At 72.0% G+C, this 25,692-nt stretch carries 28 protein-coding genes; 10 read left to right on the top strand and 18 right to left on the bottom strand.

Going from position 1 to position 25,692, the window contains the following annotated elements; translation table 11 throughout:
- Positions 1-4 precede the first annotated feature (4 nt).
- Positions 5-715, bottom strand: a complete 711-nt coding sequence (locus ABGB14_RS22360) for a TetR/AcrR family transcriptional regulator (RefSeq protein WP_347645751.1) — start codon at positions 713-715, stop codon at positions 5-7.
- A 111-nt stretch (positions 716-826) separates the two neighbouring features.
- Between ABGB14_RS22360 and ABGB14_RS22355 the strand changes: the two genes are divergently transcribed.
- Entirely contained in the window at positions 827-1,810 is a 984-nt protein-coding gene (locus tag ABGB14_RS22355) for a sugar-binding domain-containing protein (protein WP_347645750.1), read from the top strand.
- Here the strand turns inward: ABGB14_RS22355 and ABGB14_RS22350 are convergent.
- Together ABGB14_RS22350 and ABGB14_RS22345 are read right to left on the bottom strand one after the other, a co-directional pair.
- Positions 1,776-3,107: an MFS transporter gene (locus ABGB14_RS22350; RefSeq protein ID WP_347645749.1), complete on the bottom strand. Its 1,332-nt coding sequence runs from the start codon at positions 3,105-3,107 to the stop codon at positions 1,776-1,778. The genes ABGB14_RS22355 and ABGB14_RS22350 overlap by 35 nt on opposite strands.
- A complete protein-coding gene (locus tag ABGB14_RS22345) occupies positions 3,104-4,522 on the bottom strand; it encodes an FAD-dependent oxidoreductase (protein ID WP_347645748.1) in 1,419 nt (472 codons plus the stop codon). The genes ABGB14_RS22350 and ABGB14_RS22345 overlap by 4 nt, the downstream gene beginning before the upstream one ends.
- Before the next feature lie 202 nt (positions 4,523-4,724).
- Between ABGB14_RS22345 and ABGB14_RS22340 the strand changes: the two genes are divergently transcribed.
- Positions 4,725-5,408, top strand: coding sequence for a DUF899 family protein (locus ABGB14_RS22340; RefSeq protein ID WP_347645747.1), 684 nt, complete (start codon positions 4,725-4,727; stop codon positions 5,406-5,408).
- A 28-nt stretch (positions 5,409-5,436) separates the two neighbouring features.
- Positions 5,437-5,817 carry an RNA-binding S4 domain-containing protein gene (locus ABGB14_RS22335; protein ID WP_347645746.1) on the top strand — a complete coding sequence of 127 codons (381 nt, stop codon included), beginning with the start codon at positions 5,437-5,439 and terminating at the stop codon, positions 5,815-5,817.
- A gap of 7 nt (positions 5,818-5,824) precedes the next feature.
- Here ABGB14_RS22335 and ABGB14_RS22330 read toward each other — a convergent pair whose 3' ends face one another.
- From ABGB14_RS22330 to ABGB14_RS22305, 6 genes are all read right to left on the bottom strand, one after another.
- Positions 5,825-6,880, bottom strand: a complete 1,056-nt coding sequence (locus ABGB14_RS22330) for a VWA domain-containing protein (RefSeq protein WP_347645745.1) — start codon at positions 6,878-6,880, stop codon at positions 5,825-5,827.
- Positions 6,880-7,830, bottom strand: coding sequence for a VWA domain-containing protein (locus tag ABGB14_RS22325; protein ID WP_347645744.1), 951 nt, complete (start codon positions 7,828-7,830; stop codon positions 6,880-6,882). The genes ABGB14_RS22330 and ABGB14_RS22325 overlap by 1 nt, the downstream gene beginning before the upstream one ends.
- On the bottom strand, positions 7,827-8,711 hold the full coding sequence (locus ABGB14_RS22320) for a DUF58 domain-containing protein (RefSeq protein WP_347645743.1): 885 nt from the start codon (positions 8,709-8,711) through the stop codon (positions 7,827-7,829). The genes ABGB14_RS22325 and ABGB14_RS22320 overlap by 4 nt, the downstream gene beginning before the upstream one ends.
- A gap of 3 nt (positions 8,712-8,714) precedes the next feature.
- Positions 8,715-9,704, bottom strand: coding sequence for a MoxR family ATPase (locus ABGB14_RS22315; RefSeq protein ID WP_347645742.1), 990 nt, complete (start codon positions 9,702-9,704; stop codon positions 8,715-8,717).
- Between the two features lie 25 nt (positions 9,705-9,729).
- Positions 9,730-10,539 (bottom strand): trypsin-like peptidase domain-containing protein, encoded by an 810-nt coding sequence (locus ABGB14_RS22310; RefSeq protein WP_347645741.1) that lies wholly within the window; start codon positions 10,537-10,539, stop codon positions 9,730-9,732.
- 95 nt (positions 10,540-10,634) lie between these two features.
- Positions 10,635-11,843 (bottom strand): MFS transporter, encoded by a 1,209-nt coding sequence (locus ABGB14_RS22305; protein WP_347645740.1) that lies wholly within the window; start codon positions 11,841-11,843, stop codon positions 10,635-10,637.
- A 106-nt stretch (positions 11,844-11,949) separates the two neighbouring features.
- Here ABGB14_RS22305 and ABGB14_RS22300 point away from each other — a divergent pair, with 106 nt between their 5' ends.
- From ABGB14_RS22300 to ABGB14_RS22285, 4 genes are all read left to right on the top strand, one after another.
- The gene (locus ABGB14_RS22300) at positions 11,950-12,450 is read left to right on the top strand and encodes an Lrp/AsnC family transcriptional regulator (RefSeq protein ID WP_347645739.1); all 501 of its coding nucleotides are present in this window, start codon (positions 11,950-11,952) and stop codon (positions 12,448-12,450) included.
- A 243-nt stretch (positions 12,451-12,693) separates the two neighbouring features.
- The gene (locus tag ABGB14_RS22295; RefSeq protein ID WP_347645738.1) at positions 12,694-12,948 is read left to right on the top strand and encodes a hypothetical protein; all 255 of its coding nucleotides are present in this window, start codon (positions 12,694-12,696) and stop codon (positions 12,946-12,948) included.
- A gap of 5 nt (positions 12,949-12,953) precedes the next feature.
- Positions 12,954-13,862, top strand: a complete 909-nt coding sequence (locus ABGB14_RS22290; protein WP_347645737.1) for a hypothetical protein — start codon at positions 12,954-12,956, stop codon at positions 13,860-13,862.
- A 127-nt stretch (positions 13,863-13,989) separates the two neighbouring features.
- Positions 13,990-14,235 (top strand): hypothetical protein, encoded by a 246-nt coding sequence (locus tag ABGB14_RS22285; RefSeq protein ID WP_347645736.1) that lies wholly within the window; start codon positions 13,990-13,992, stop codon positions 14,233-14,235.
- A gap of 40 nt (positions 14,236-14,275) precedes the next feature.
- Here the strand turns inward: ABGB14_RS22285 and ABGB14_RS22280 are convergent, their stop codons facing one another.
- Together ABGB14_RS22280 and ABGB14_RS22275 are read right to left on the bottom strand one after the other, a co-directional pair.
- On the bottom strand, positions 14,276-14,587 hold the full coding sequence (locus tag ABGB14_RS22280) for a hypothetical protein (protein ID WP_347645735.1): 312 nt from the start codon (positions 14,585-14,587) through the stop codon (positions 14,276-14,278).
- 90 nt (positions 14,588-14,677) lie between these two features.
- Positions 14,678-15,544 (bottom strand): helix-turn-helix domain-containing protein, encoded by an 867-nt coding sequence (locus tag ABGB14_RS22275; RefSeq protein ID WP_347645734.1) that lies wholly within the window; start codon positions 15,542-15,544, stop codon positions 14,678-14,680.
- Positions 15,545-15,621: 77 nt separating this feature from the next.
- On the opposite strand from ABGB14_RS22275, the gene ABGB14_RS22270 reads away from it, so the two are divergent.
- The 3 genes from ABGB14_RS22270 to ABGB14_RS22260 all read left to right on the top strand — a co-directional run bounded on the left by ABGB14_RS22270 (position 15,622) and on the right by ABGB14_RS22260 (position 18,392).
- Positions 15,622-16,464 carry an alpha/beta fold hydrolase gene (locus ABGB14_RS22270; RefSeq protein WP_347645732.1) on the top strand — a complete coding sequence of 281 codons (843 nt, stop codon included), beginning with the start codon at positions 15,622-15,624 and terminating at the stop codon, positions 16,462-16,464.
- Between the two features lie 121 nt (positions 16,465-16,585).
- On the top strand, positions 16,586-17,539 hold the full coding sequence (locus ABGB14_RS22265; protein WP_347645731.1) for a DUF3500 domain-containing protein: 954 nt from the start codon (positions 16,586-16,588) through the stop codon (positions 17,537-17,539).
- A gap of 34 nt (positions 17,540-17,573) precedes the next feature.
- A complete protein-coding gene (locus ABGB14_RS22260; protein ID WP_347645730.1) occupies positions 17,574-18,392 on the top strand; it encodes a sugar nucleotide-binding protein in 819 nt (272 codons plus the stop codon).
- Positions 18,393-18,440: 48 nt separating this feature from the next.
- On the opposite strand, the gene ABGB14_RS22255 is transcribed toward ABGB14_RS22260, so the two are convergent.
- Genes ABGB14_RS22255 through ABGB14_RS22225 form a run of 7 tightly spaced genes read right to left on the bottom strand, consistent with a single transcriptional unit; the run spans position 18,441 to position 25,615 of the window.
- Positions 18,441-18,851, bottom strand: a complete 411-nt coding sequence (locus ABGB14_RS22255) for an HIT family protein (protein ID WP_347645729.1) — start codon at positions 18,849-18,851, stop codon at positions 18,441-18,443.
- A gap of 40 nt (positions 18,852-18,891) precedes the next feature.
- On the bottom strand, positions 18,892-20,385 hold the full coding sequence (locus ABGB14_RS22250; RefSeq protein ID WP_347645728.1) for a sulfatase-like hydrolase/transferase: 1,494 nt from the start codon (positions 20,383-20,385) through the stop codon (positions 18,892-18,894).
- A 14-nt stretch (positions 20,386-20,399) separates the two neighbouring features.
- On the bottom strand, positions 20,400-21,764 hold the full coding sequence (locus ABGB14_RS22245) for a sulfatase-like hydrolase/transferase (RefSeq protein ID WP_347645727.1): 1,365 nt from the start codon (positions 21,762-21,764) through the stop codon (positions 20,400-20,402).
- Entirely contained in the window at positions 21,761-23,122 is a 1,362-nt protein-coding gene (locus ABGB14_RS22240; RefSeq protein WP_347645726.1) for an extracellular solute-binding protein, read from the bottom strand. The genes ABGB14_RS22245 and ABGB14_RS22240 overlap by 4 nt, the downstream gene beginning before the upstream one ends.
- Positions 23,122-23,793, bottom strand: coding sequence for a hypothetical protein (locus ABGB14_RS22235; RefSeq protein ID WP_347645725.1), 672 nt, complete (start codon positions 23,791-23,793; stop codon positions 23,122-23,124). The genes ABGB14_RS22240 and ABGB14_RS22235 overlap by 1 nt, the downstream gene beginning before the upstream one ends.
- On the bottom strand, positions 23,790-24,698 hold the full coding sequence (locus ABGB14_RS22230) for a carbohydrate ABC transporter permease (protein WP_347645724.1): 909 nt from the start codon (positions 24,696-24,698) through the stop codon (positions 23,790-23,792). Before ABGB14_RS22230 ends, ABGB14_RS22235 begins: the two co-directional genes overlap by 4 nt.
- Positions 24,695-25,615 (bottom strand): sugar ABC transporter permease, encoded by a 921-nt coding sequence (locus ABGB14_RS22225; RefSeq protein WP_347645723.1) that lies wholly within the window; start codon positions 25,613-25,615, stop codon positions 24,695-24,697. Before ABGB14_RS22225 ends, ABGB14_RS22230 begins: the two co-directional genes overlap by 4 nt.
- Positions 25,616-25,692 lie beyond the last annotated feature (77 nt).

Raw genomic sequence — 25,692 nt, 5'->3', positions numbered from 1 at the left:
GGACCTACCCGCCGGCCGCCAGGCGGTCGAGCCACTCGCGGAGGAGGTGCTGCTCCGCCTCGCTGAGCGTGCTCTGCTGCGGCAGCGCGGCGCGCAGCGCCCGGGCCGCGCCTGCGGGGCCCGGGTCGCGTACGGCCGGCTTCTCCGTGGTGACGGCGGTGACCATGGACTCGCGCATGGCGGTCAGCAGGGCCCGGTCGCGCCGGTCCTCGGGCAGCGACAGCCAGGTGAGCACGGCCCCGCGGGCGGTGGCGTGGATGACGGCGGCGGCCAGCGCCTCGTCGACGCGGAGCCTGCCCGCGGCGGCGATGCGGCGGACGCGCCCGAGGAGCAGCTCCATGCCGGCCTTATGCGCGGGCGAGTCGCTGCCGCGCCGGGGTTCGCCGTACATCATGGCGTAGAGCGCCGGGTTGGTGAGCCCGAACTCGACGGCGAGGTCCCAGCCCGCCCGCAGGTCCTCGACCGGGTCGTCGGGGGCGGGGATGGCCCGCTTGTCCTCGACGAACCTGGCGTAGCCGTGCTCGGCCACCGCGTCGAGCAGGCCGTCCATGTCGGCGAAGTGGCGGTAGATCGCGGGGGGCTGCACGCCGGCCGCCGCCGCGACCGCGCGGGTGGTGACCGCCTCGCGCCCCTCGCGGGCCAGGAGGCCGGCCGCGGCCTCGACCACCCGCTGGCGGGTCAGCTCTCGCCCCTCCGGCGGGGAGCTCCTCGACATGGGGCAACGATACCGCTCGGAACGTATCGATGGTTCAGCGCTGCTCGGCGTGCGCCCTCCCACCTGGAGCGACGTTTGCCGACCGGCGGCCTGCCCCTGTAGGAAGGCCGTATGTCCGTCGAAGGTGAACGCCCGTCGGTCGACCACCGCGTGGAGGACGCGCTGTGGGCGGCGCGAAAGTACTACCTGCACGGCGTGACGATGGACACGATCGCCAGGGAGCTCGGCGCGTCACGCTCGACCGTGTCCAGGTTGCTCGCCTACGCGCGCGACGTGGGCCTGGTCGAGATCCGCGTGATGCCGCCCCGCACCCGGTCGACGCGGAGCGAGGCGGAGCTCACCGGCCGCTATGACGTGCAGGCGCACGTGGTGCCGGTGCCCACGACCGCGTCGACGGTGGAGCGGCTCGAACGGTGCGCCGTCCACACGGCCCGGCTGCTCACCTCGGTCTTCGACTCCGACATGATCATCGCCGTTTCGTGGGGCACGATGGTCAACGCGATCAGCCGCTGCCTGGTGCCCAAGGAGACCACCAACTGCCAGATCGTGCAGCTGAACGGTCTCGGCAACGCCCGTACGACGGGCACTCACTACGCGGGCGCCATGTTGTCCGCGTTCGGGGCGGCGTTCGGCGCCTACGTCCAGCAGTTTCCGGTGCCGCTGTTCTTCGACTCGCCGCACACCAAGGAGCTGCTGCTGCGCGAGCGGAGCGTGCGCTGGGTCGTCGAGCTGCAGCAGAGCGCCGACGCGGCGCTGTTCAGCCTGGGCACCGTGACCGGCGGGATGCCCAGCAGCCCCTACCTGAGCGGCTATTTCCTCGACGAGGCCGACTTCGCCTCGCTCGCGGAGGACGGCGCCGTGGGCGACATCGCCACCTCGTTCTACCGGCCGGACGGGTCACACGACGGCGTCAGGTTCAACGCCAGGACGAGCGGACCCGACCTCGACCAGTTCCGCCAGGTGAAGCACCGCATCTGCGCGGTGTCGGGCGACCACAAGGTCGACGCCCTGCACGCGGCCCTCACCGGCGGTTACGTCACCGAGCTCGTCGTCGACGAGATCACCGCCCACGTTCTGTTGGAGCGGTATGCCTGACGGCGGCCGGCGTGCCGTCGCCCGCCTCCTCGTCCCTGCCGTGGAAGGGCATGCTGCGGCCGTCCCTGACCCCGAGCGCGCCGGCGATCGCGATGGCGCACATGACGACCATCAGCGCTGAGATCGCCCACGTGCCCTGCGTGCGCGCGGTCAGGAAGGCCGCGATGAACGGCAGGGTGCCGCCCGCCGCGGCGGCGGCCAGCTCCCGGCCCGCCGCCACTCCGGTGAACCGCATCCTGGTCGGGAACTGCTCCGGCAACATCGACGCCTGCGAGCCCAGCATCAGGTCGTTCGCGAACGTCAGCACGACGACCATGGCGAGCCAGACCAGCATCGTGTTCCCGGTGTCGAGCAACCAGAAGAACGGGAACGCGGCGACAGAGCACAGCGTGGCCCCGGCGATGAACACCGGCTTGCGCCCGAACCGGTCGGACAGCGCGCCGGACAGCGGCAGGGTGACGAGCTTGATCGTGTTGGCCACGAGCAGGCCGCCGGTGGCGACCGCCGCCGCCAGGCCGACGTTCTCGGTCACGTACGACAGCGCGTAGACGCTCGGTATGTACGTCGCGACATTCGGCCCGACGCTGACCAGGAAGCTTTTCAGCAGCGAGCCCGGCGCCTCCCGCAACACCGCGACGAGGGGCGCTCTGCTCCGGTCGCCGGCCTCGACGGTCTCCGTGAACGCCGGCGTCTCGTCGACCCGTGACCTGATGTAGAGGCCGACGGGCAGGATCAGGATGCTGACGAGGAACGGCACGCGCCAGCCCCAGCTGAGGAACGCGTCCTCGGGCAGCCACGTGAACGGGGTGAACACCAGGGCGGCGAGGATGACGCCGAGCGCGTTGCCCGTGGGCGGGATCGCGGCGAACAGCCCGCGACGGCCCGGAGGCGCGTGCTCGGCGGCCATCAGCGCGCCGCCCGCGTACTCGGCGCCGGCGCCGAGCCCCTGCGTCACCCGCAGCAGGACCAGCAGCACCGGGGCGGCGACGCCGATCGAACCGTAGTCGGGGATCAGGCCGATCGCCGTCGAGGAGACGGCCATCACCGTCAACGTCACGACGAGCACGAACCGGCGTCCGTGACGGTCGCCGAGGTGGCCGAAGAGCAGGCCGCCGACGGGACGGGCGAAGAAGCCGACCGCGAACGTGCCGAGCGAGGCCAGCGTCGCCGCGAGCGGGTCGCCTTCGGGGAAGAACACCTTGCCGAACACGAGCGCGGCGGCGGTGCCGTACAACATGAAGTCGTACCATTCGAGCGCGGTCCCGATCGTGCTCGCGGAGACCACCCGGCGGATCATCGCCCGCCTCCCGACCGGCCGCTCGCGGCCGGGAGCCGCTCGGCGTGCGGGCCGAGGTAGGCGCCCTGGTCGAGCAGCCGCTGCTGGAGCTCCGGCACGTCGACCCGCCGCGGCGCGACGCCGGCGGCGACCGCCATCGCCGCGCCGAGCCCGGCGGCCTCGCCCATCGCGAACGAGGGCGGCATCACGCGCACCGCGGCCAGCGCCTCGTGGGTCGCGGAGATGCACCGGCCGGCCACGAGCACGCCGTCGAGCTCCGCCGGGAGCAGGCTGCGGAACGGGATCTCGTAGATGTTGGCGGTCGGCGGGATGCCGTCCTCGAACGGCCCGTCGCCGCTGACCGGGCTGTGGATGTCGACCGGGTAGCCGGCCACGGCGATGACGTCGTCGAAATGCCTCCCGTCGACGAGATCCTCCAAGGTCAGGACGTATTCCCCCACGATACGTCTGCTCTCGCGCACGCCGACCGTGGCGGCGGTGTCGAGCAGCTTGGCCCGCTCCAGGCCTGGCAGGTTCTCGTGGAAGAACGCCATCAGCTGCCTCACCTGCCGCCGGCCGAGCACCTCGGCGCGGGTCAGGTCGCCGACGTCGGTGCCGTTCATGCCGAGCACCCTCGTCGTGTTGACCCGCCAGACGCCCGGCTCCAGCGTCTTGAACATCTGGACCCCGCGGCGCGGGATAGGGAACCGGCCCTCCCGCCGGGCGCGCTCGACGACGCCCTGGAAGGGGAACAGCTCGTCAGGGTGCGCGTCCTGGTAGGCCTGGACCTTGGCGTCGTCGACGTTCGACACCCGGAAGAACACCGTCATCGGCTGCACCTCGCCGTCCCCCTCCCGCCCGTACGCGTAGGCGGCGCCCCCGCGTGCCGCGACGTCGCCGTCGCCCGAGCAGTCCACGGTGACCGTGGCGGGCACCACGGCCAGGCCGCTCTTGTTCGCGACGACGACGCCGGTGACCCGCCCGTCCGCCACCACGGTGTCGGCGACGAAGCTGTGCAGCAGCAGCTGGACCCCGGCCTCCAGGCACATCTCCATCGCCACCTGCTTGGCGACCTCGGGGTCGAACGGCGTGACGGCTTCGTGCCCGAACACCATGAACCCGGAATACTGGCTGCCCGCCCTGGTGCGCGAGGGGTGGACCGCTCCACCGGCGGCCTCCATCCTGCGGACGAACTCGTCGAAGACGCCGCGGATCAGCTGCGTGCTCCCGTCCAGCGAGAACGACGTCATGCACGGGCCGACCAGCCCGGCGGTCAGGTTGCCGCCGAGGAAGCCGAACCGTTCGACGATCCGTACGGACGCTCCGGCCCGCGCGGCCGCGATCGCGGCCGCGAGGCCCGCGGGCCCGCCACCCACGACGAGGACGTCGGTGGCGTCGCTGATCGGGATGTGGCGCGTGTAGTGGAGGGTGGTCACAGGCACTCCTTGTTCCGGTGCTCGGGGTGTCGCGCCACTGTGACCTGCGCTTGAACGAATGGTCAACGGATCTGCACGAACGTGCACAACGCACGTTTTGCACGCATGCTGCACAGCTGATTGCCTGCGCCCGGCGATGAGTTCCGCGCCCGGGGCAGGTCTAACCCTGAAACGGACAACCATGCCCACGAAGTGAGGGACCATGAAAACCAACGCGCTCCCACCCGTCGTCGACGCCGGCACCTGGCAGCGAGAGCTCGACGCGCTGCGTGCCCGGGAGAAGGCCGCGACCAGGGAACTCGACGCCATCGCCGCCCAGCGCCGCCGCCTGCCCATGGTGGAGATGCCCGGCTACGTCCTCGAAGGAGAGGACGGACCGCTCCGGCTGGCGGACGTCTTCGACGGCAAGCGGCAGCTGATCGTCTACAACCACATGTGGTTCCCGGGCGAGGAATGGCAGTGCGCCGGCTGCACGGGCTTCTCCTCGCAGTTCACCCGTACGGAGTTCCTGGACAGCTACGACGCCCGGTTCGTCGTCGTCACCCAGGGCCCCATCGACGAAGCCCTCGCCTACAAGCGGCGGGTCGGCAACGCGATGCCCTGGTACTCCACCGCCGACAGCCCGTTCGGCGCCGACGTCGGAGCGGGGCCAGGCGAAGGCTTCGCCCTCAACGTGTTCCTGCGCGACGGCGACACCGTCTACCGCACCTGGCACACCAGCGGCCGGGGCATCGAGCAGCTCACCCACACGTTCGCGCTGATCGACGTGCTGCCGTACGGGCGGCAGGAGGAGTGGCAGGACTCGCCCGACGGCTGGCCCCAGTCGCCTGCCTACAGCGGCTGGCCCAGCTCCCAGGACATCGCCGCCCGCTACGGCCCCGCCTGAGACCGCGCGCACTCAGTAGAGTGTCGGGATGGCAGGCGAGCAGGTGAGTGCCCGGGTGGACAGCTGGATCTGGTCGGTGCGGCTGACCAGGACGCGCTCGATCGCGTCCGACGCCTGCCGGGGCGGTCACGTCCGGGTCAACGGGGTGCGGGTCAAGCCCGCGCACGCCGTGCGGGTCGGTGACGAGATCCGGCTGCGGCACGAGGGGCGCGAACGCATCGTGGTCGTCTCCCGGATCATCACCAAGCGCGTCGGCGCCCCCGTGGCAGCCGAGTGCTACGTCGACAAGAGCCCTCCGCCGCCTCCCCGCGAGGAGACCGTGACAGTGGCCGTACGCGCTCGTGGTGCGGGCCGCCCCACCAAACGCGAGCGCCGCAACATCGAGAAGCTCCTCGGCCGCCGGGAGTGAAACCGGGTCAGCGGGTCAGGGGGCGGGGGCGGTTCCACCAGAGGGAGAGGGACAGAGCCGCGGTGACGAGCACGGCGCCGCCGGCGGCGAAGGCGGCGGCCGTGTCGACCCGCTGGGTGACGACGGTGAAGGTGCCGGGCAGGGCGTCGAGGGCGTCCTGGAGCTGGTCGGCGTTCTCGGCGCGGTGGTAGGTGCCGCCGGTGGTCTCGGCGATCCGCCTGAGCGCGGGTTCGTCGATCATGCGGATGTTGCGGCCCCTGTCGAATCCGCCGCGCCCGCCGAAGCCACCCCAGCTGCCCCAGCCGCGGCCGTCGAACTGCGAGTTCTCGCAGACCATCGGGGCCGGGTCGGTGCTGCCGAAGCCGATGGGGAAGACGCGGACGCGGCGCAGCGCCGCCTCCTGGGCGGCGGTCTGCGGGTCGACGCCCTGGGTGTTGGCGCCGTCGGTGAGCACGACGATCGCGGCGCCGGCGTAGCCGGACCCGCCGCCGGGCGGGCTCGCTCCGGTGGGGGCGACCGACGGGTCGACCTCCGCGATCGCGTCGATCGAGGTCAGCATGGCCTGCCCGATCGCGGTGCCGCGGCCCACGGTGAGGCCGTCGAGCGCCTCCACCAGCGATTCCGTGTCGTCGGTCGGCGGCACGAGCAGGCCCGCGCTGCCGGCGAAGGTGACCAGGCCGATGCGCGGCCCGCCCCGCTGCGACTCGATGAACTCCGCGGCGGCCTTCTTCGCGGCGGTGATGCGGTTGGGGTCGACGTCCGTGGAGCACATGGACCCTGAGGTGTCGAGCGCGAGCAGGATCGTCGCCGACGTCTGCGGCACCGGCACCGACGCCTGCGGCCGCGCGGCGCCGACCACGAGCAGCACGAGCCCGGCGACGAACAGCGCCGCCGGAATCTTCCGCGTCCAGCGGGTACGGCCGGGCAGGGCGCTGCGGACGAGCGCGATCGAGGTGACCCGCACGGCGGCCCGCCGCCGGCGTCGCCGCGCCCACCAGCGAATGGCGAAGATCAGCGGGATGATCAGTACGGACAGCAGCGCCCACGGCCACGAGAACATCATCAGATCACCCGTCCTGACCGGAGCACCGTGAGCGCCGCTCCCGCGGTGAGCAGCGCGAGGGCGAGCCCGATCAGCCCGCCGGCGAGGGGCAGCGGCTCGTCGGAGACGGTGAGCCGAAGATCGATCGTGTCGGCGATCCCGTCGAGCCGCGCGGTGTCGGAGGCGGGATGGTAGGCGCCGCCGGTGGTCTGCGCGATCACGGTGAGGGGTTCCTCCTCCAGCGAGGTCTGCAGGTGGTAACCGTCGACCTTCACCGTCGCCCCGGCCGCGGTCCCGACCCCGACGGTGTGGATGTGCACGCCCGCCCGCTGGGCCACTTCGGCGGCCCGTTCGACGTCGCCGCCCTGGTTCTGGCCGTCGGAGAACATCACGATCGTCGCCGACGGCCAGTAGCCGATGTCGGGCGTCTCGCCGTCGCGGCCGACGGCCACCTGCCTGCCGGTGATCGCCGACAGCGCCGCCGTGATGGCCGTGCCCAGCGAGGTGCCGCCGGTGAGTCTCAGCCGGTCGATGGCCTTGAGCGCGACGGAGTGGTCGGCGTCGGGCCGTGCGGTGGTGAGCGCGCCCCGTTCGAACGCGACGACGCCGATGTCGACGCTGTCGGGCTGCGCCGCCACGAACGCGCGGGCCGCCCGCTGCGCGGCCGCCAGCCGGTTGGGCGCGACGTCGCCGGCGCCCATGCTGTTGGAGACGTCGATGGCGAGGATGACGGTGCCCGCGGTCCGCGGCACCGGCACCATGGCCGCCGGTCCTGCGGTGGCGATCGCGAGCACGCCGACGCCGGCGATCGTCAACCCGGCTCCGAGGTACGCCCGCCGGCCGCCCGTCACGGCGACCCCTGCCGCGGCGAGGGCCGCCGCACGCCGGCGCGCCGAGACGACGGCGGCCCAGGCGAGCGCCGCCGTCACGAGCAGCCCGGCGACCAGCAGCAGCGGGGAGGACAGGGTCATGTCGACCGCTCCCGGGTCCGGGCGACGACCTCGACGAGCGCCTCGGCCAGATCGCGGTCGGTGTCGACGCGGTGCACGGGCACCCCGGCCCGGCGCATGCCCGCCGCGAGCCGGGCGTCGCGGTCGTCCACGGCCTCGCGGAACCGTACGCGCAGCAGCGGGTCGGCGGAGTCGACGACGAGCTGCTCGCCCGTCTCGGCGTCCTCGACCACGATCAGCCCGCCTTCTGGCAGCACGTCGTCGGCGGTGTCGACGATCCGCAGGGCGACCACCTCGTGCCGGCGGGCCAGGCGCTGGAGCGAGCGTTCCCAGTCGCCGTCGCCGATGAAGTCCGACAGCACGACGACGAGGGCGCGGCGGCGGGCGAGCCGTCCGGCCGCGTCGAGCATCTCGGCCAGGTCGGTGGTGCTGCCGCCGCGGGTCCCTGAGGTGCGTTCCAGCTCGGCGCCGATCCGCAGCGCGTGCCGCCGGGAGGTGCCCGGCGGCACGACGCGCACCATCCCGGTGTCGAACAGCAGGGCGCCGACGCGGTTGCCGCCCCGGCCGAACAGCCGGGTCAGGACGAGCGCGAGCTCGGCGAGCACGTCGTGCTTGCCGCGTCCCGGCCGGCCCGCCGCCATCGACGCCGACCGGTCGAGCACGAGCCACACCGTCAGCTCGCGGTCCTCGGTGAACACGCGTACGTGTGGCTCGTCCAGCCGCGCGGTCACGTTCCAGTCGATGTGCCGGGCGTCGTCGCCGTCGGCGTAGGCGCGCAGCCCGGTGAAGTCGATCCCGGAGCCGCGGTACGTGGTGCGGTGGGCGCCCTGGAGCCGGCCGTCGAGCCTGCGGACGACCTTCCACTCCAGGCGGAGCAGGAGCCTGTCGGGGGCGGGGGCCATGGCTCAGCGGTTCTGCAGGACGACGTCGGGGGTCCGGACGGCGCCGAGCACCCTGGTGATGATCGTGTCGGCGTCCACGTCGTCCGCGAGGGCCTCGTACGACAGGACGAGGCGGTGGCGCAGCACGTCGAGCGCGAGCTCGGCCAGGTCGTGCGGCAGGACGTAGTCGCGGCCGCGCAGGAACGCCAGCGCCCGGGCGCCCGTGACGAGGGCGATGGACGCCCGCGGGCTGGCCCCGTAGGTGACGTACCGTTCCAGCTCGCCGAGCCCGGCGGCCGCGGGGGAACGGGTCACGGAGACCAGCCGGACCGCGTAGTCGACGATGGACGGATCGACGTACACCTCCTGGGCGCGGGCCCGCATCGCGACCAGGTCGTCGGCCGTCACCATCGCCTGCGGCGGCTCCGGCGGGCGCAGCGCCCGGTCGACGATCGCCTGCTCTTCGGCCTGCGTCGGATAGTCGACGACCACCTTCATCATGAACCGGTCGACCTGCGCTTCGGGCAGCGGGTACGTGCCCTCCGACTCGATCGGGTTCTCCGTCGCCATGACGAGGAACGGCTCGGGCACCCGGAAGGTCTCGCGGCCGATCGTGACCTGGTGTTCCTGCATCACCTCCAGCAGGGCGCTCTGCACCTTGGCGGGGGCGCGGTTGATCTCGTCGGCCAGCAGCAGGTTCGCGAACACCGGGCCGAGCTCGGTCTTGAACTCCCCTGAGTGCTGGTGGTAGACCCGCGTGCCCACGAGGTCGGCGGGCACCAGGTCGGGGGTGAACTGGACGCGCTGGAAACTCCCGGCGATCGCCGCGGCCAGCGACCGCACCGCGAGCGTCTTGGCCAGGCCCGGCACGCCCTCGACGAGCAGGTGACCGTCGGCGACCAGCGCGACGGCCATGCGCTCCAGCAGGACGTCCTGCCCGACAATCGTCCGTTTGACCTCGAACAGCACGTGTTCGAGCGGGTGGGCCGACGAGGAGGGCTTGGTCGAGGTCATGGGCTTCCTTGTCATGAGGCTTCGGTCAGATCTGGGGCCCGTCGCCCGGCGGGCCGTCGCCTTCGGTGCCGCCCAGGGCCACGCCGATCGGCACCGCGAACGCGATGCCGGCGAACGCCTCGTCGCCTCCCGGGTCGGCGATCGAGACGACGATCCCGATGACCAGGCCGCGCGCGTCGAGGAGCGGGCCGCCGGAGCTGCCCGGGTTGACGGCTGCGTCGAACTGGATGAGCCCGCTCAGGTCGCCCTCCTCCGCGTTCCGGGTGGCGCTGCGGTTGAGGCCCGACACGACGCCGGTGGAGACGCTGTACGTGAGGCCGAGAGGGTTGCCGATCGCCACGACGGGCGCGCCCACGGCCACGCCGCCGCCGAGCGTCGCCGGGACGACGATCTCCGGCAACTTCGCGGGCTTGAGCGTCGCGACGTCCTTCTTGGGGTTCGACGACGCGACCACGGCCCTGGCCTTGGTGCCGTCGGCGAACGTCAGGTTGACGTCCTTCGTACCTTTGACGACGTGGTGCGCGGTCAGGATCGTCCCGTCGTCGGCCGCGATCACCCCGGTGCCGAGCGACTTCCCTGCCTGGATGACCACCACGGAGGGCCCGACTCTCTCGAAGACGTCCGGCGCCGCGAGCGTCGCGCTGGGCGTCGGTGTCGGGCTGGGCCTGGGCGCGGCTCCTTCGCCGTTCCCGCCACCGCTCCCCATCCAGTACGCCAGCAGCGCCACGACGACGAGGACGCCGCCCCCGATGACCATCCGCCGAGCCTTTCCGGCCACGGCTCTTCGAGCTTGCTGAGCCTCGGCCGCACCGGCCTCCTGCGGCACGCGCTCCATCGCCCCATAGTCATAAATTTCAGGCGAAAGTGCTACAAAGTCCGCCTGAGAACTCCATGAGAACCCGCCCCCGCGCCACCCGTACGCGGCCGGCTTCAGCCGCTCCCTCGCAGGCGGACCTGGGCGAACGTGGCCAGGACGGCGATGGCGCAGGCCGTCACGGTGAGAGCACCGTACCCGCCCGCCGACATGATCACGGTGGACAGGAGTCCGGCAGCCGCCGCGACGGTCCAGACGGCGGCGTCGACAGCGCCCTCGACGTGCAGCCGTCCGGCATCGGGCAGGTCCCGGGCGAGCCGGCCGCTGCCGCCGACGAAACACAGGTTCCAGGCGTAGCCCAGCAGGAACAGCCCCACGGGACGTACCGGAGCGAAGGTGGCCGTCCCCGCCGAGAAGGCCAGCAGGAGCAGCCCGCCGAGCATCACCGGCCGGGCTCCGAAACGGTCGAACAAGCGGCCCGTCACCGGCGACAGCGCGAACATGCCCAGCGTGTGCGCGGACAGCGCGGCCCCGACCGCCCCGAGCCCATCGCCGTGCAGGTGCATCTCCAGCGGCGCGGCCGTCATCACCGCGACCATCACGACCTGCGCCGACACCATGACGACCAGCGCGGACCGCGCGGCCGGCGTACGGGCGAGCGCCCGCAGGGACACGCGCGGCGCGATGGCCTCCCGCGCCCGCGAGGGCCGTGCGCCGTCGCGGCGACCCGGCCGCGAGGGCGCCGCGACGGAGGCGAGCGCGGCCGCGGCGCAGGCGAGCCACGCCAGCAGGAAGGGCCCCGCCAGCGACGTGAACCCCATCCCGGCGGCCGTGTCACCGGACACGTCGAGCAGCAGCGGGCCACCGACCGCTCCGATGGCGGCCGACCACACCACGACCCCGATGGCGACCCCCCGCCGCGCCGCCGGATGCAGCTCCGCGGCGGCGTACCGTGACAGCTGCGCCCCGGCGTTGCCCAGCCCGAGCAGGAGCATCCCGGCGGTCAGGCCGATCATGTCGCCCGCCACGACCCCGGCGACCGCCAGGCAGGCTCCTGCCGCCGCCGCGACGTAGCCGGTCACCAGGGCCGCGCGCCGGCCCGCCCGGTCCGTCAGCCGGGTCAGCACCAGCGCCCCCGCACCGGTCCCGACGATGCCCGCCGTGACCGGCACGCCGGCCCAGCCCGCTCCTAGCCGGTCCCCCGCGACCAGCGTGCCCGCCGCGCTCGCGACCGCCATCGCCGCGTTCATCAGGGCGGTCCCCGAGCACAGTGCCGCCATCGGCCGCCTGCGGGTCACGCCGCCCGCCCGCACCTCAACAACCATGGCCTTCACGATAGGAACGCCGGACCCGCCGTTGAATGGGCAAACACCGGAGTTCGACGCCATGGACCACTGGTTCATAAGGAATCAGGCATGCGAGGCTTTGCAGATGGATCGGACGGACTGGCGCATCATCGGCGAACTCCAGCGCGACGGCCGGCTCTCCTTCAACAAGCTCGCCCAGCGCGTCAACCTCTCCGCACCCGCCGTGGCGGAACGCGTACGCCGGCTCGAGGAGTCAGGAGTGATCACCGGCTACCAGGCGCGCATCGACCCGTCCCGCGCCGGGCAGCCCCTGACGGCCTTCGTCCAGATGCGCTGCGCGCACGGCCGCTGCCTGCTCAAGACCACGGCCGCCGAGGACCTGCCCGAGGTCACCGAGGTGCACAAGCTGAGCGGCAACTGGTGCACGATGCTCAAGGTGCGGGTCGCCTCGATGCCGCACCTGGAAGGGCTGCTCGAACGGCTCGGCGAGCACGGCGAGATGAACTCCCACGTCGTGCTCTCGACACCGTACGAGGGCCGCCCCGTCGAACCCGCACCCCCGCGGGGTCGCCAGGTGACCGCCTCGGAAGGGTGGACGCGCCCCCACCCGGGCGCTCGCGCGTGAAAGTCCGGCCCCTGTCGACGACCGCAAGGTAGATCGGTTACCATGCGGACCCCTCCGCCCGGTCATGGGCAGGCCGCGGTCGCGCTGGGCGGGGACAGGGCGCCGGCACCGGTCCGCCGGCACTGATCCCGCCTCCCCGGGCGGGACACACGCGAAAGCCGGCCTGCGACACGTGACCGTAGAACCGTTGTGAGGATTGAGATCGTGGAACTCCCGCCGCATCTGGTAAGTGTGCATAATCTCGTGAAAGATGTGGCGCCGCTCGGCTCGCCGGACGAAGAGCAACGCATCAGGTCCGCTCGTGCCTGGATCGACCTCGGCCTCGGACTGCGTACGGCTTCCGCCGAGGCCGAGTCGGCCGCGCGGCACGCGTGGACGGTCAACAAGGGCGGCGACGTCGCGGCATTCCAGGCCCACTGGGAGGGCGACAACGGGCCGGGACAGCGGCGCTCACGGGGGCAAGCCAGGGCGCGTTGCTCACCGGCCTCGGGACGCTGACGATCGTGATCCTCCGGGTGATGTGGAAGGCATACGTCGTCTATGCCGTGGCGATCCTGGCGGTCTCGCTGCTCGCCGCCCTCGCGGCCGGTCCGGCCAGCGCGTACATCCGGCAGGCACGGGTCGCGGGAGCGCGTCGCGCGCTGGCGCAGATGAGAAAGAAGTTCGGCGAGCACGTGGAGTCGGTCGTCCGCGACACGCTGCACAGAGCCAGGATGCTCGCCTCTGCGTTGCTCCCCCTGTACGCGGCTCCGGTGCTCCAGTCGGCGTTGGGAATCTACAGGGGCGGAGCCGGGCTGATGCGGTCGGACGAGGAGGCACAGCGGCGTACCGAGGAGGTGCTTCGCGAGACGCCCGCGGGCAGGGAAGCCCTCGCCTGGACGGAGGAGCACGGCATCACCGTGGTCTACAAGCCGGGCGGGCTCGACGGTGCCCTCGGGTCCTACCAGGACAAGCTGAACCTGCTGCTCATCGGCGTTTCCGGCCAGACACCCGAAGAACTCGCCGAGACGTTCGTCCACGAGGTGAACCATGCGCGCAACGAGGGCGAGCCGAACCCGCTCGGCATGGGGCGGGAAGAATACATCAGGGCGGCCATCGAGGAGGAAGTCGATGGGCAGGTGAAGGCGTACGAGATGCGAAGGCAACTGGCAGCCGCCCGCGGGGAGCAACTGGTACACGAGGGCGAATACGGATGGGCGTACCACGATGCCGTCAGCGTGGAGAACACCGAGCGGGAGCGGCGAGGCCAGCCCTCGCTGTCTGCTGATGAGGCGCAGCGGGTCGGAGACGAGGCCGGTCGCGAGGCGCTTCGCGCGTGGGCGCGGTCGGCCGGCTATGAAGAGCAGTTCGGTCAGGAGTGGAGCCTCCGGTTCCTCAGGCCGGTGGCCGACATCCTCGTGCCTGAGTGGTGATTTGTCCGGACATACCCCTTGACGAACGGCTAGGGTGTCGGAGGTGGCTTACGCGCATGGGGATCAACCAGATGATCAGGAAGTTCACCACACCAGCCTCAGAGCCGCCTCGGAGACCGTCCGGGATGTGGTGAAGAATCTCGACAACCTCACCAAGCAGACGTTCACCGTCGCCGGCCGGCACCCGGTGAGCGACGCCGCGGAACCCAGCGCCGGGTTCGACGCTGAATACATGGACCTGCTGGAGACGATGCCGCAGGCGTACACATCGCTCATCGAGCAGTTGCACCGTCTGGCCGACGGCATCATCGAGCACTCGGGCAACCACAAGCGTGCCGAGCAGGCCAACGAGACGGCCATCGGAGACGTGTGAGCGCGTCGTCGCCGGCCACGCCCCCTTCGAGGGCCGCCTGTCACATGGTCTCGAGCGCGGCCATCATGAGGAGCACGGTGAACGAGCACCCGCCGAGCAGCACGGCCCCCGAGGCGGCGAGCGCGAGCTTCGCCGTCAGCAGGCGCCGCACGAGCAGATAGACCACCACGGTCCCCAAGAAGGCGAACAGCGGAAGCCAGGGCACGAACACGCAGGCGCCGCCCACGAGGAGGGCGCACGCCAGGGCGACCGCCACCCTTGCGCCGCCCTCCAGATCGCGGCGCGTGACCGCATAGGTGGTTCCTCCGCTGAGAGCGGTAGTCGCCAGGATCATCGCGATGATGGTCTCCACGAACAGCCTCCGAATCGGCGGGCTCCATCGTTGGTCATCAGCTGTGATGCCGCCGGAAGCCAGAAAGTTCGATCTCGCCGCCGGCTTCGATCACCGCGACGGCCGGCGCCCGAGCCCGAGATCCCCGGAGAGGTGGCCGCTCCATGCCAGGTCGTCGACCGCCAGAAACGGCTCGCCGGCCACGGTCGCGGGAGTCACCCCGGTGAACGCCACGACGTCCCGGTGCAGGTGGGACTGGTCGGCGTAGCCGGCGTCGGCCGCTACTCGGGCGGCGCCTTCGCCCGCCACCAGGCGATGGGCGGCATGGTCGAAGCGGACCAGCTTCGCGGCGCGTTTGGGCGGCAGGCCGAGCTGCGACCGGAACCGGGACCACAGGCGCTTGCGGCTCCATCCGACCTCCGCCGCGAGCCCGTCGATCCGGGTCCGGCCGCGGTCGCCGGCGATCCGCCTCCAGGCCCAGGCCACCTCAGGGTCCACCGGCGGCCCCGCGGCACGCCGGCTGGCGAGCATCGCGTCCGTCAGCGCGAAACGATCGCGCCACGACGAGACCTCGCCCAGCCGCTCCCGGATCCGCGACGCCTCCCGGCCCCACAGGTCATCGAGGGCCACCACGACGCCGTCGAGGTCGGCCGGGGAGACGCCCAGAACCGCGCGTGCGATCACCGGGGACAGGCGCACCTGCACGCACTCCACGTTCTCGCCCGACGCCCAGACCGCGCCTCCCGCCCCGATCCCCGGCCCGGCGGCGACGCTGCCCCGCAGCCGCCCGGCGGCATGGTCCACCACGGGCGAACCGGCGCCGAACTCCACGATCAGGGTCACGGCCGGGTGCGGGATCATGCGCAGCGCGCTCAGGTCACGGACCCGGAACCCGGCCATGGTGACACCCGCCACCCGGCTGGGCCTCCGTGGGCGCGCGACGCCCCACACCGCCGCGCCGTGGACGAACGTCCGCATCCTGCCATGCTAGGCAAGCCGGCCGAGGGGAACATTCGTCCAATCCACCGGTGCGCGCCGGCGGCCACAGTGACACCATGACGATTCCTGACGGCACGCACGCTGAGGCCACAGAGAACACGACGCTGTCCCTGGACGACGGCGACATCCACGTGTGCCAGGACGGCCCCCGCGACGCACCCGCGCTCCTGCTCATCCATGGGTCCGCGTCCTCGGCCCGCTCGTGGGACGCGCTGGTTCCGATGCTGACCGGAGCTCATCGCGTCATCCGGATCGACCTGCTCGGGCACGGCCGGTCGGCCAAACCCGCCGACCGCAGCTACGCGCTCCCGGAGCAGGGGCGCCGGGTCGGCGCGGCACTGGACCGGCTCGGCGTCAGGCGTGCCCTGGTCGCCGGCCATTCCAGCGGCGGCGCGGTCGCCACCGCCCTCACCGAGGAGCGGCCCGGCCTGGTGAGCGCGCTCGCGCTCATCAACACCGGCCCGAGCCTGGACGCCTTCATAGCCCCGGAGACGGCCGCGATCGGGCCCTCTCAGTGGCCGCCGGCCAACGAGCAGGTCCGCCGGCTGGCGGGCCCTGCCTTCAGCCGCGCGGGCTACCGGATCCCCGACGAGTTCCTGGACGAGGTGCGCAGCATGACCTACCACACGTTCACCACGACGATGCGGGCCACCCGCGCCTACCTGGAGGAGCGGGCGCTGCCGGATCGGCTGAGGGTGCTCGGCAAGCCGCTGCTGGTGATCTTCGGCGAGGACGATCGTCGATGGCGGTCCTCATCCGCCGCCGGCTACCGCGTCGTCCCCGGAGCGAGGGTCGAGATGCTGCCCGGTCTCGGGCACACGCCCATCATGGAGGATCCGGGACGGACCGCCGCCCCTCTCCTGGCGTTCAGCGCGATCCACGCCGCGCGGGCCGGCTGAACGGGACGATCGGGGATCCGTACCACCTTGCTGTCGTTTAGATTGCAGGATGTTGCGGTTCGTGGCGGCAGAGCCCGTGTTCTGACCTTCACGGCTCCCTCCTCCCGTTAAGGAAGCTTCCATGAGTTCCCATGACGTCCATACGATGCGCCAGGCGGTGCTGCGCTTCCTCGGCTCGCTCGACACCGAGCGGAGGGCCGCGGCGACGGCGGCGTTCGGCTCGCCCGAGCGCACCGAGTGGTCCTATCTGCCGGGTCCCCGTCCGGGGCTGCCGCTGGCCGAGATGACCTCCGGGCAGCAGGAGCTGGCACTCGCCCTGCTCGACGCCGGCTGCGGCGTGGCCGGCGCGCGCACGGCCAGAGGCGTCATCGAGCTCGAACGCGTCCGGCGCCGGCTGGCGACCGGCGTCGACCAGATCGACGGCGACCGCTACTGGTTCCGGGTCTTCGGCGACCCGGGAGGAGCGGACCCGTGGACGTGGCGGGTCAACGGCCACCACCTCGCGGTGCACATCACGGTCGCCGGCGACGCGGTCGCCGTCACGCCGAGTTTCCTCGGCGCAGAACCGGCCATGGTCCTGTCCGGGCCGCAGCGGGGTCTGCGGCTGCTCGCCGAGGAGGAGGAGCTGGGCCGGGCGCTGCTCGCCGACCTCGCGCCGCACCAGCGCTCGATCGCGGTCACCAGCAAGGCGGCCCCGGACGACGTCCTCACCCGCAACGACCCCGCGGCCGATCCCGGCCTCATCCCCCACGGGCTGCCCTGCGCCGACATGTCCACGTCCTCCAAGGAACTGCTCGAACGGCTGATCCGCCGCTATTTCGACCGTGCCCCGGGCTGGTACGGCGAGACCTGCTGGCGCGACGTGCTCGACGCCGGGCTCGACAAGGTGACGTTCGCGTGGATGGGGTCCGACGAGCGCGGGCAGGGCCACTACTACTGCGTCGCCGGGCCCACGTTCCTCCTCGAGTACGACAACACCCAGGACGACGCCAACCACATCCACTCCGTGTGGCGCGACCTGCGCAACGACTGGGGCGAGGACCTGCTCGCGCGCCACTACGCCGAGCACCATTGACCGCACCGGTGACGGTCACTTGTGGTGGCCCGCTATGAGGGTCCTCATCGTCGGCGGCAGCGGCCTGCTCGGCGGCGAACTCGCCAGGCAGTGTTCGACGGCCGGACACGAGGTGGCCGCGACCTACCTCTCCCGGCCGGGAGAGACGGAAGGTGTCGCGTGGTCGCCGCTCGACGTGCGCCGGCGGGACGACGTCGGGGCGCTGATCTCGGCAGGCCGGCCAGAGGTCGTGATCAACGCCGCCTTCCGGCAGACGGACTGGGCGACCACGGCGACGGGCGCCGCGCACGTGGCCCTGGCCGCCGCCGCGGCAGGTGCGCGCCTGGTCCAGGTGTCCAGCGACGCGGTCTTCTCCGGCGCCGCCATCCGTTACGACGAGACGTGCGCCCCCGACCCCATCACCCCGTACGGCGCCGCCAAAGCCGCCGCCGAGACCGCCGTGCACGCGATCGCGCCTGCCGCGGTGACGGCCAGGACCTCCCTGATCATCGGTGGCGGCGGTTCTGCGCACGAGGCGCTGGTGCACGCCCTGGCCACCGGCAGGGCGAGAGGAGCGCTGTTCACCGACGACGTACGATGCCCCGTGCACGTCGCCGATCTCGCCGCGGCGCTGCTCGAACTCGCCGTCTCCGGCCACCACGGCATCCACCACGTCGCCGGGGCCGACGCGGTGAGCCGGTACGAGCTGGGGCGGCTCGTCGCCCGGCGCGACGGCCTCGACGCCGACCGGCTGCCCTCTGCCCGGAGAGCGGACGCCGGCGTGCCCGGCCCGGTGGACGTGCGCCTGGAGTGCGGCATGACCCAGCGGCGGCTCAGGACCCGGCTGCGGGGCGCGCGGGAGTTCCTGAGGTGAGGTGACGCCGGTGACCGCCCACCCGCACGCCGAAGATCGCGTCACCGCTCACCTGGCCGCGGTCACCCGCTCCAGCACCTCGTACAGCTCCTGAGACGAAGCTCGCCGGGTCTTCCACATCAGCCTCACGTCGTCGCCCCGCCACCGCGGGACGACGTGCGCGTGGAAGTGGAAGACGTCCTGCCCGGCCGCCTCCCCCGTGGCGTGGGTGACCGACAGTCCGTCGGGGGCCAGCGCCACCCGCAGCAGCGCGCTCACCCGATGCACCAGCCGGGCGACCTCGGCGCAGGCGTCCTCGGGCAGCTCCCACACATCCCGCGCATGCCCGCGCGGCACGACCAGCGTGTGACCAGGCGCGGCGGGGGCGATGTCCAGGAACGCGACCGCGTGCTCGTCCTCCATCACCCGGTAGGCGGGAGCCCGCCCGGCGACGATCTCGCAGAAGACACATGCGTCCACCCGCCGATGGTCGCATCCCGCCGGACGGACCGCCATCCGGTCACCCGGCGGCGCCGTAGCCGGTGACCCCTCGCGACAGGTCGAACTGGTGGATCCTCGTCAGCGGCCATTCCTCGTACGGGAAGGTCCGCAGGTCCCGGCCGAGGGTTTCGCGGTCGAAGGCCTCGGCCACGCCCTCGGACCGGAGCTGCGCGGCCAGCAGCGCGGTCAGCCGGTCGGCGTCTTCCGGCCGTTCCGCCTGCACCGGCTTGAGCTCGTGCGGGTCGGCCGCGAGATCGAACAGCAGCCGGTGCCCGCCGTTGGCCAGCCAGATCAGCTTCAGGTGATCCTGGCGGACCATCGCCTTGAACCGCCGGGTGCCGGGCCGCCCGTGGTAGCCGAAGAGCGTCTCCCTGGGCGGCGCCGTACCGGCCAGCAGGCCGAACAGGTCACTCCCCTGCCGCAGCTCCGGCTGCCCCGCGGCGGAGGTGGCCAGGCCGAACAGGTCGGTCAGGCAGACCGGCTCCGATCGGCGGTCACCGGCCGCGATCCGCTCCGGCCAGGAGATCAGGAACGGGACCCGGGCTGACGCTTCGAAGAAGCTCTCCTTCTGCCAGCCGTGATGGTCACCGAGCAGGTCGCCGTGGTCGGCGTAGAAGCAGATCAGGGTGTTGTCGGCGTCCGGTCTTCGCTCCACCGCGTCGAGCAGGTCGCCGACGCAGCCGTCGATGTAGCTGATCTCGCCGTAGTAGCGGGCCTTCAGCGTCCGGGCGCGGTGCGGGTCGACGTCTTCGGCGTAGACCAGGTGGTTCATCCAGGGGATGTGCTGGTCGAGATGGTCAATGGCACGATCGCCGCACACAGGGTCGGGCATCTGGTCGGGGTCGTACATCCGGTTGTACGGCAGCGGCGGCGCGAACGGGGGGTGCGGGCCGATGTAGGACACGAATCCGAACCAGGGCCGGTCGTCGTCGGCGGCCATCAGCTCGATCGCCTCCCGCGTGGCCCACGACTCGACGGTGCAGTCGGCCGGCAAGGGGCTGAGCTGCGGCATGTAGTACATGTCGGTCCGCTCCCCCATCAGTGCCTCGATCCAGTCGTACTCAGGGTGTTCCGTCGCGATCCACGACGCGTACGCGTCCCCTGCGCGCTGCTCGGGGCTGCCGTAGAACTCCTCGCTGTGCCGCTGCACCTCGTAGCCGACCGGCGCGTCCCACGGCTCGGTGTGGAACTTGCCGACGCCCCAGGTGCGGTACCCGCGCAGGCCCATCGCCTCGGCCAGGTACGGGCCGCAGCGTTCCCGGATCGCGGCGTGTCCCCCGTCGGGGACGGTGTTGTCGTACACCCCGGTCCTGGTCGGTTCGCATCCGCTGCGCAGCGTGTAGCGGGCCGGGACGCAGACCGGGGAAGTGGAGTACGCGTTGTCGAAGACGGTCCCGCGGGCCGCCAGCCGATCGAGATGGGGCGTCGCGACATGGGGGTTGCCGAGCGCCGCGATGGTGTCGAACCGCTGCTGGTCGGTCATCACGAACAGCACGTTCGGGCGGGTGGGCATGAACGGGTCTCTCCTCACAGAGTCGGCAGCAGCCGGGCCTTGTCGCCCCGCAGGGAGATCTCGCGGGCGTTCCAGTCATCGACCAGGCCCAGCTCGGTCAGCAACCGGTCAGCCGGCCAGAACGTGTCCCCGGACTCCGCCAGCAGCGCCGACAGGCGGTCGTCGGCCGCGGCGACCCGGCCGGCCGCCGCCGGGTCGCCGGCCAGGTTGTTCAGCTGCCAGGGATCGGCGCGGTCGTCGAACAGCAGCCAGGGCCGGCCGTCGACGGTACGCGCGTAGGTCAGCTCGTCGGTGACGAAGCCCCGCCACTCGCCGATGCCCTGGTCGTAGCCGTTGTCGAAGCTGACCCAGTTGCCGATCAGCAGCTCCGTACGCAGGGAGGCGCCGGCTCTGAGCCGATCGCTCAGGTCGCGGCCGTACACCCCGATCGGCGGCAGCCCGAGCAGTCCGAGCAGGGTCGGAGCGAGATCGACCAGGCCGAGCAGGCCGGCCGGGCGGCCGGCGGGAACGCCTGGCCCGCTGATCACCATCGGCACCCTGACGGCCTCCGCGTACGGGCTCTGCTTGGCCCGCAGGCCGTGGGCTCCGAGCATGTCGCCGTGGTCGGAGGTGACCACGACGATCGTGTTCTCGCGCAGCCCGAGCCGGTCCAGCTCCGCCACGACCCGGCCGATCTGCGCGTCCACCGCCGTGATCGCGCTCCAGTAGAGCCGCTGCACCTCGCGCTGCTCGTCGCCGTCTGGCGTGTTCGGCGGCACCGTCATCCGCTCGATCGGGTAACCCGTGCGAAGGTGCTCCGGCACCGAGTCGTACGGGTCGTGCGGCGGGTTGTAGCACAGCGTGAGGAAGAAGGGGGCGTCCTGCCCGGCGAGGAACTCCAAGGCGAGGTCGGTCTGCACCTCGGGCTCGTATCCGACGAAGTCGACCCTGGTCGGGCTCTCGACGCCGACGTAGTAGTGGCCGTCGACGTGGTCATGCGAGCAGTCGACCCCCGCCCAGTGCTCGATTCCCGGCCGCGCGGCGGGCGGCACCCACTTGTCCCGTGGCAGCCCGGCCAGATGCCACTTGCCGATCCAGCCGGTCCGGTACCCGGCGGCGGACAGCGCCGTCCCCAGAGTCTCCAGCCGGGGCGAGAGCGGCAGGTCGTTGGCGACCACGCCGTGCTGGTGGGGCAGGCGGCCGGTGAGCAGGCTGCCCCGGCTCGGTCCGCAGACCGGCGAGCTGGAGCAGCCGCCCGCGATCGCGGCGCCGCCGGCCGCCAGCCGGTCCAGGTGCGGTGTGCGGACCTGGGAGGCTCGTCCGCGGGCGCCGCCGAGCCAGCCCTGGTCCTGGCTCCGCCACTGGTCGGCCAGCAGCACGACGAGGTTCGGGACCGTCACGCCTGGAACTCCCGCGGGTCGATCTCGCCGCTCTTCACCGCGGCGTCGTAGGCGGCCTGCATGCGCTGTTGCATGGCGGTGAGCGCCGGTCCGAGAGCCGCCGACGGGTCGAGCAGCAGCTTCTCCACGGTCTGGTCGACGCTCTCCCCGTCCACCTGCAGCAGGCCGCCGGGCGTCTTCGGCCACTGCTCGTCGCCTTCGGCCGGCCGGAACTGCTGGAGCAGCGCGTTGTCCTTGATCGCGGCGGAGTCCCAGACGGCGGCGTTCAGCGGCGGCGCCGCCTTCGCGGCCAGCGCCTCCTGCATCCCGTCGCCGACCATCACCTCGAACACCTTGGCGGCCTTCTCCGGGTTCCCGGTGGTCGAGGAGATCGCGTACGGGTAACCGGCGTTCATCGGCGACCGCACCGGCTTCTGCCCGTCCGGCACCGGCAGCGGGGCCGCGGCCGCCTTGACCTCGCTGCCGAGATCGGCCAGCGAGGACACGACCGCGCTGCTGGTGACGTACATCCCGGCCTCGCCCTTGCCGAAGGCGTTGATGGCGACGTCACCGGTCAGCGTCGCGGCGCCCGGGTAGGCGGTCTTGTCGGTGAGCATGCTCCGGTAGAGCTCGAGCAGTGGCGCGTACTTGGCCGACTCGTACTTCTGCGTGGCCGCGTTGAACAGCCCGAACTGGGCCAGCGCCGGGTCGGCCGCCATCAGCAGGATGTCGACGCTCCACTGCCGGAACCCGGTCGCCTTGATCGGGATCAGCATGCCGAACGCGTCACCCTTGCCGCTCCTGGTGATGACCGCCGCCGCCTCCCGTACCTCGGAGAAGGTCGCGGGCGGCGAGTCCGGGTCGAGCCCGGCCTTCTCGAACAGGTCGGTGTTGATCAGCATCCGGTTGGTGAACGCGGTGGTCGGCACCGCATACGGCACGCCGCCCCAGACCAGCTCGCTGTTCTTCTGGTGGTAGGGCGCGGCCTTGTCCAGCACGGCCTTGTCGACCAGGTCCGGCAGCGGCTGCACCCACCCGGCCGCGACGAACGCGCCCAGCTGCGCCGACGGGCTGTGGAACAGGTCGGGCGCCCTCTTGGTCTGGAAGCCGAGCCGGACGATCTCTTCGTACTTGTCCGTCGCCTGCGGCTCGTACCGCACCGCGATGCCGAGAGACTTGCCCTCCCGCTGGTTCCAGGTACGGAAGAACTCCTGCCGGGCCTTGGCGTGCGCGCCCGCCCGGTCCCAGACCACGATCGTGGTCAGCTCGTCAGGATCGGCGGAACCGCTCGAGGAGCCGCCGCAGCCGACGAGGACACCCGCGGCGCCGGCGGCGAGCGTGCCGAGCAGTCCGCGGCGGGTCAAGGAGGGATCGATCATCAGGGGGCCTTTCTCATCCGGAAGGGACCGAACCGGACCCCGATCCGGCCGGCGGAGACCACGTCGTGGACCGCGGCGGCCCGATCGCCGAGCATGATCACGAAACTGGCCGTGGCCGCAGGCAGCGCGATCGCCAGCAGCGGGCCGGCGTACGGCACCTGGGTCGCCAGGAACGGCCCGGCGACGGCGGCGACCAGCATGGCCACCGTCGCGGTCAGTGCCAGCTCGATCCGCGACAGCGCCAGCACGTACGCCATCCGCAGCGCCGCCACGGTACGGCCGGTGCGCTCGAACATCACGACCGACCACGGGGCGACGAGCGCCCAGGTCACCCCGGCCACCACGCTGGTGACCAGCACCAGCCAGCCGTAGGGCCCGCCGGGAGACGGGCCGAGCAGGCCGATGAGCACCAGGCAGGCGATGCCGAGATGGCAGCCGGCCAGCCGCAGGGCGGGCAGCAGCCGGCGGGCCAGGAACCGCAGCGTCTCGCCGGGCCCGAGTGCGGCCTCGCCGCGGGCCTGCCGGCGTTGCTGGGCGACCAGCCACAGGGTGGCCGCGGGGGCGGTGATCACGGGCAGGCTCAACAGCAGCCAGCAGCAGCTTGTCCAGGCCCAGAACCACCAGCGGGACCAGCCGCGCAGCAGGGCGCCGTCCGCAGCGAGCAGGGTCATCCCTTCACCGACCCGTCCGTCCAGCCGCGCACGAAGTGCCGCTGCAGCAGGATGAAGATCACCACGATCGGCACCAGCGCCATGTTCGCGCCGGCCAGCACCGTGTTGTACGGCGTCATCCCCTCGGCGGCGTCGTACTGCAGCGCGCTCACGCCCACGACCAGCGTGCGCAGGTCGGGTGCGGCGAGCGAGAACACCAGCGGCACCTGGTAGTTGTTCCACGAGGCCTGGAAGCCGAGGATCACCGTGGTGGCGAGGATCGGCCGCATCATCGGGAAGGCGATGCGCCAGTAGGTGCCGAACAGCCCGCAGCCGTCGACGCGGGCGGCGTCCTCCATCTCGGTGCCGAGGCCGAGCACGAACGCCTTGATCAGGAAGATGTGCACCAGCATGATGCCGGCCAGCTGGACCAGCGCGATCCCGAGCAGATTGGCCAGGCCCAGCGCCTCGGCGATCACGTACTGCGGGTAGAGCGTCGCCGTGGTCAGGCCGACGAACAGGGTGCCGACGTACAGGCCTTCGAGGAATCGCTGGCCGCGGAGCCGGCGCCGCGCCAGCACGTAGCCGGTCATGCTGGAGGCGAGCGTGTCCAGCACCACGACCAGGGTCGTGACGATCATGCTGTTGACGAAATAGCGGGAGAAGCTGGCCGTGGTCCAGGCCTGGAGGTAGGTGCCCCACTCCCAGACCCTGGGCAGCAGGCCGCCGTTCCTGCTGAGGATCTGTTCCAGCGGCGACACCGAGGCGAACAGCCCGAAGACCAGCGGCGACAGCATGATCAGCGCAGCCGCGACCAGGACCGCGTGCAGCAGCGCGGTCAGCGGGCGGATGCGGCGCGGGCGCCCGGACGGCACGGGCTGGGCGGCCGTCGGGGTCGCGGGTTCGGTGACGGTGGGTGTGGTCATGGTGCCGCCCTCCCGCTCCGGCTGATCCGCAGGTAGGCCACGGAGATGATGCCGACGATCACGCTCGCGGTGACGCCGAGCGCGGCGGCGTAGCCGATCTGCGGCACCGATTCGGGCTCGAAGAAGAACCGGTAGAGGTAGGTGAACATCACCTCGGTGCCGCCGGCCGGTCCGCCGTCGGTGAGCGTTTTGACCAGGTCGAAGCTGCGCAGCGTACCGATGATCGAGATCAGGATCACCACCCGTGTCACCGGGGCCAGCATCGGCAGCACGATGTGGCGCAGCGTCGACCAGTGACCGGCGCCTTCCAGCGACGCGCTTTCGAGCAGCTCGTTCGGGATCGTCATCATGCCGGCGAAGAAGAGCAGCAGGTTGATCCCGAGGTGGGCCCACACGCCGACGCCGATGAGGCTGGCGAGCGCGCTGCCGGCCTCACCCAGGAAGCGGATCGGCGTCTCCACCAGGCCCGATCCGACGAGCAGCTGGTTGATCGGCCCGCCGGTCTCGCGCAGCAGGAAGACGAAGATGATGCCGACGATCGCCGGCGACAACACGTGCGGCAGGAACAGGATCGTCCGGTAGACGGTTCCGGCGCGCACCCCGCGGAAGAACACGTAGGCCAGCACCAGTGCCAGCGGGATCTCGATGATCAGCCGGCCGGCCCCGAACTTCACCGTGTTCAGCACCGCGAGCCACCACTGCCCGTCGCCGATCATCCGCTCGTAGTTGGCGGCCCCGGTGAACCGCGGCTCCGTGAACCCGTTCCAGCGCTGGAAGCTGAACCAGAACAGCCAGCCGATGGGCAGCAGCGCGAAGGCTAGGTAGGGCAGCAGGCTCGGCAGCAACATCAGGCGGCCGACGCCGTCCTCGCGCCGGTGCCACTGCGCGCGACGGGGAGTGCGGACGGCTGCGGGCATCCGTGCCCCCTCCCTCGGTCGAGTGCGCCGGCCCCGGGCTCGCGCCGATGGGGCCTCATCAACTCGGTATGGACCTT

Origin of the sequence: Nonomuraea sp. B10E15 (assembly GCF_039871615.1) — a bacterium.
GTDB lineage: Bacteria > Actinomycetota > Actinomycetes > Streptosporangiales > Streptosporangiaceae > Nonomuraea.
Note: the sequence above shows the minus strand (reverse complement) of the source record. Positions and strands in the feature narration are given on the sequence as shown.

Coding starts and splice junctions, on each gene's coding strand:
- ABGB14_RS22360 (WP_347645751.1), bottom strand. CDS start 715: ATGTCGAGGAGCTCCCCGCCGGAGGGGCGAGAGCTGACCCGCCAGCGG.
- ABGB14_RS22355 (WP_347645750.1), top strand. CDS start 827: ATGTCCGTCGAAGGTGAACGCCCGTCGGTCGACCACCGCGTGGAGGAC.
- ABGB14_RS22350 (WP_347645749.1), bottom strand. CDS start 3,107: ATGATCCGCCGGGTGGTCTCCGCGAGCACGATCGGGACCGCGCTCGAA.
- ABGB14_RS22340 (WP_347645747.1), top strand. CDS start 4,725: ATGAAAACCAACGCGCTCCCACCCGTCGTCGACGCCGGCACCTGGCAG.
- ABGB14_RS22335 (WP_347645746.1), top strand. CDS start 5,437: ATGGCAGGCGAGCAGGTGAGTGCCCGGGTGGACAGCTGGATCTGGTCG.
- ABGB14_RS22330 (WP_347645745.1), bottom strand. CDS start 6,880: ATGATGTTCTCGTGGCCGTGGGCGCTGCTGTCCGTACTGATCATCCCG.
- ABGB14_RS22325 (WP_347645744.1), bottom strand. CDS start 7,830: ATGACCCTGTCCTCCCCGCTGCTGCTGGTCGCCGGGCTGCTCGTGACG.
- ABGB14_RS22320 (WP_347645743.1), bottom strand. CDS start 8,711: ATGGCCCCCGCCCCCGACAGGCTCCTGCTCCGCCTGGAGTGGAAGGTC.
- ABGB14_RS22315 (WP_347645742.1), bottom strand. CDS start 9,704: ATGACCTCGACCAAGCCCTCCTCGTCGGCCCACCCGCTCGAACACGTG.
- ABGB14_RS22310 (WP_347645741.1), bottom strand. CDS start 10,539: ATGGAGCGCGTGCCGCAGGAGGCCGGTGCGGCCGAGGCTCAGCAAGCT.
- ABGB14_RS22305 (WP_347645740.1), bottom strand. CDS start 11,843: ATGGTTGTTGAGGTGCGGGCGGGCGGCGTGACCCGCAGGCGGCCGATG.
- ABGB14_RS22300 (WP_347645739.1), top strand. CDS start 11,950: ATGGATCGGACGGACTGGCGCATCATCGGCGAACTCCAGCGCGACGGC.
- ABGB14_RS22275 (WP_347645734.1), bottom strand. CDS start 15,544: ATGCGGACGTTCGTCCACGGCGCGGCGGTGTGGGGCGTCGCGCGCCCA.
- ABGB14_RS22270 (WP_347645732.1), top strand. CDS start 15,622: ATGACGATTCCTGACGGCACGCACGCTGAGGCCACAGAGAACACGACG.
- ABGB14_RS22265 (WP_347645731.1), top strand. CDS start 16,586: ATGAGTTCCCATGACGTCCATACGATGCGCCAGGCGGTGCTGCGCTTC.
- ABGB14_RS22260 (WP_347645730.1), top strand. CDS start 17,574: ATGAGGGTCCTCATCGTCGGCGGCAGCGGCCTGCTCGGCGGCGAACTC.
- ABGB14_RS22250 (WP_347645728.1), bottom strand. CDS start 20,385: ATGCCCACCCGCCCGAACGTGCTGTTCGTGATGACCGACCAGCAGCGG.
- ABGB14_RS22240 (WP_347645726.1), bottom strand. CDS start 23,122: ATGATCGATCCCTCCTTGACCCGCCGCGGACTGCTCGGCACGCTCGCC.
- ABGB14_RS22235 (WP_347645725.1), bottom strand. CDS start 23,793: ATGACCCTGCTCGCTGCGGACGGCGCCCTGCTGCGCGGCTGGTCCCGC.
- ABGB14_RS22230 (WP_347645724.1), bottom strand. CDS start 24,698: ATGACCACACCCACCGTCACCGAACCCGCGACCCCGACGGCCGCCCAG.
- ABGB14_RS22225 (WP_347645723.1), bottom strand. CDS start 25,615: ATGCCCGCAGCCGTCCGCACTCCCCGTCGCGCGCAGTGGCACCGGCGC.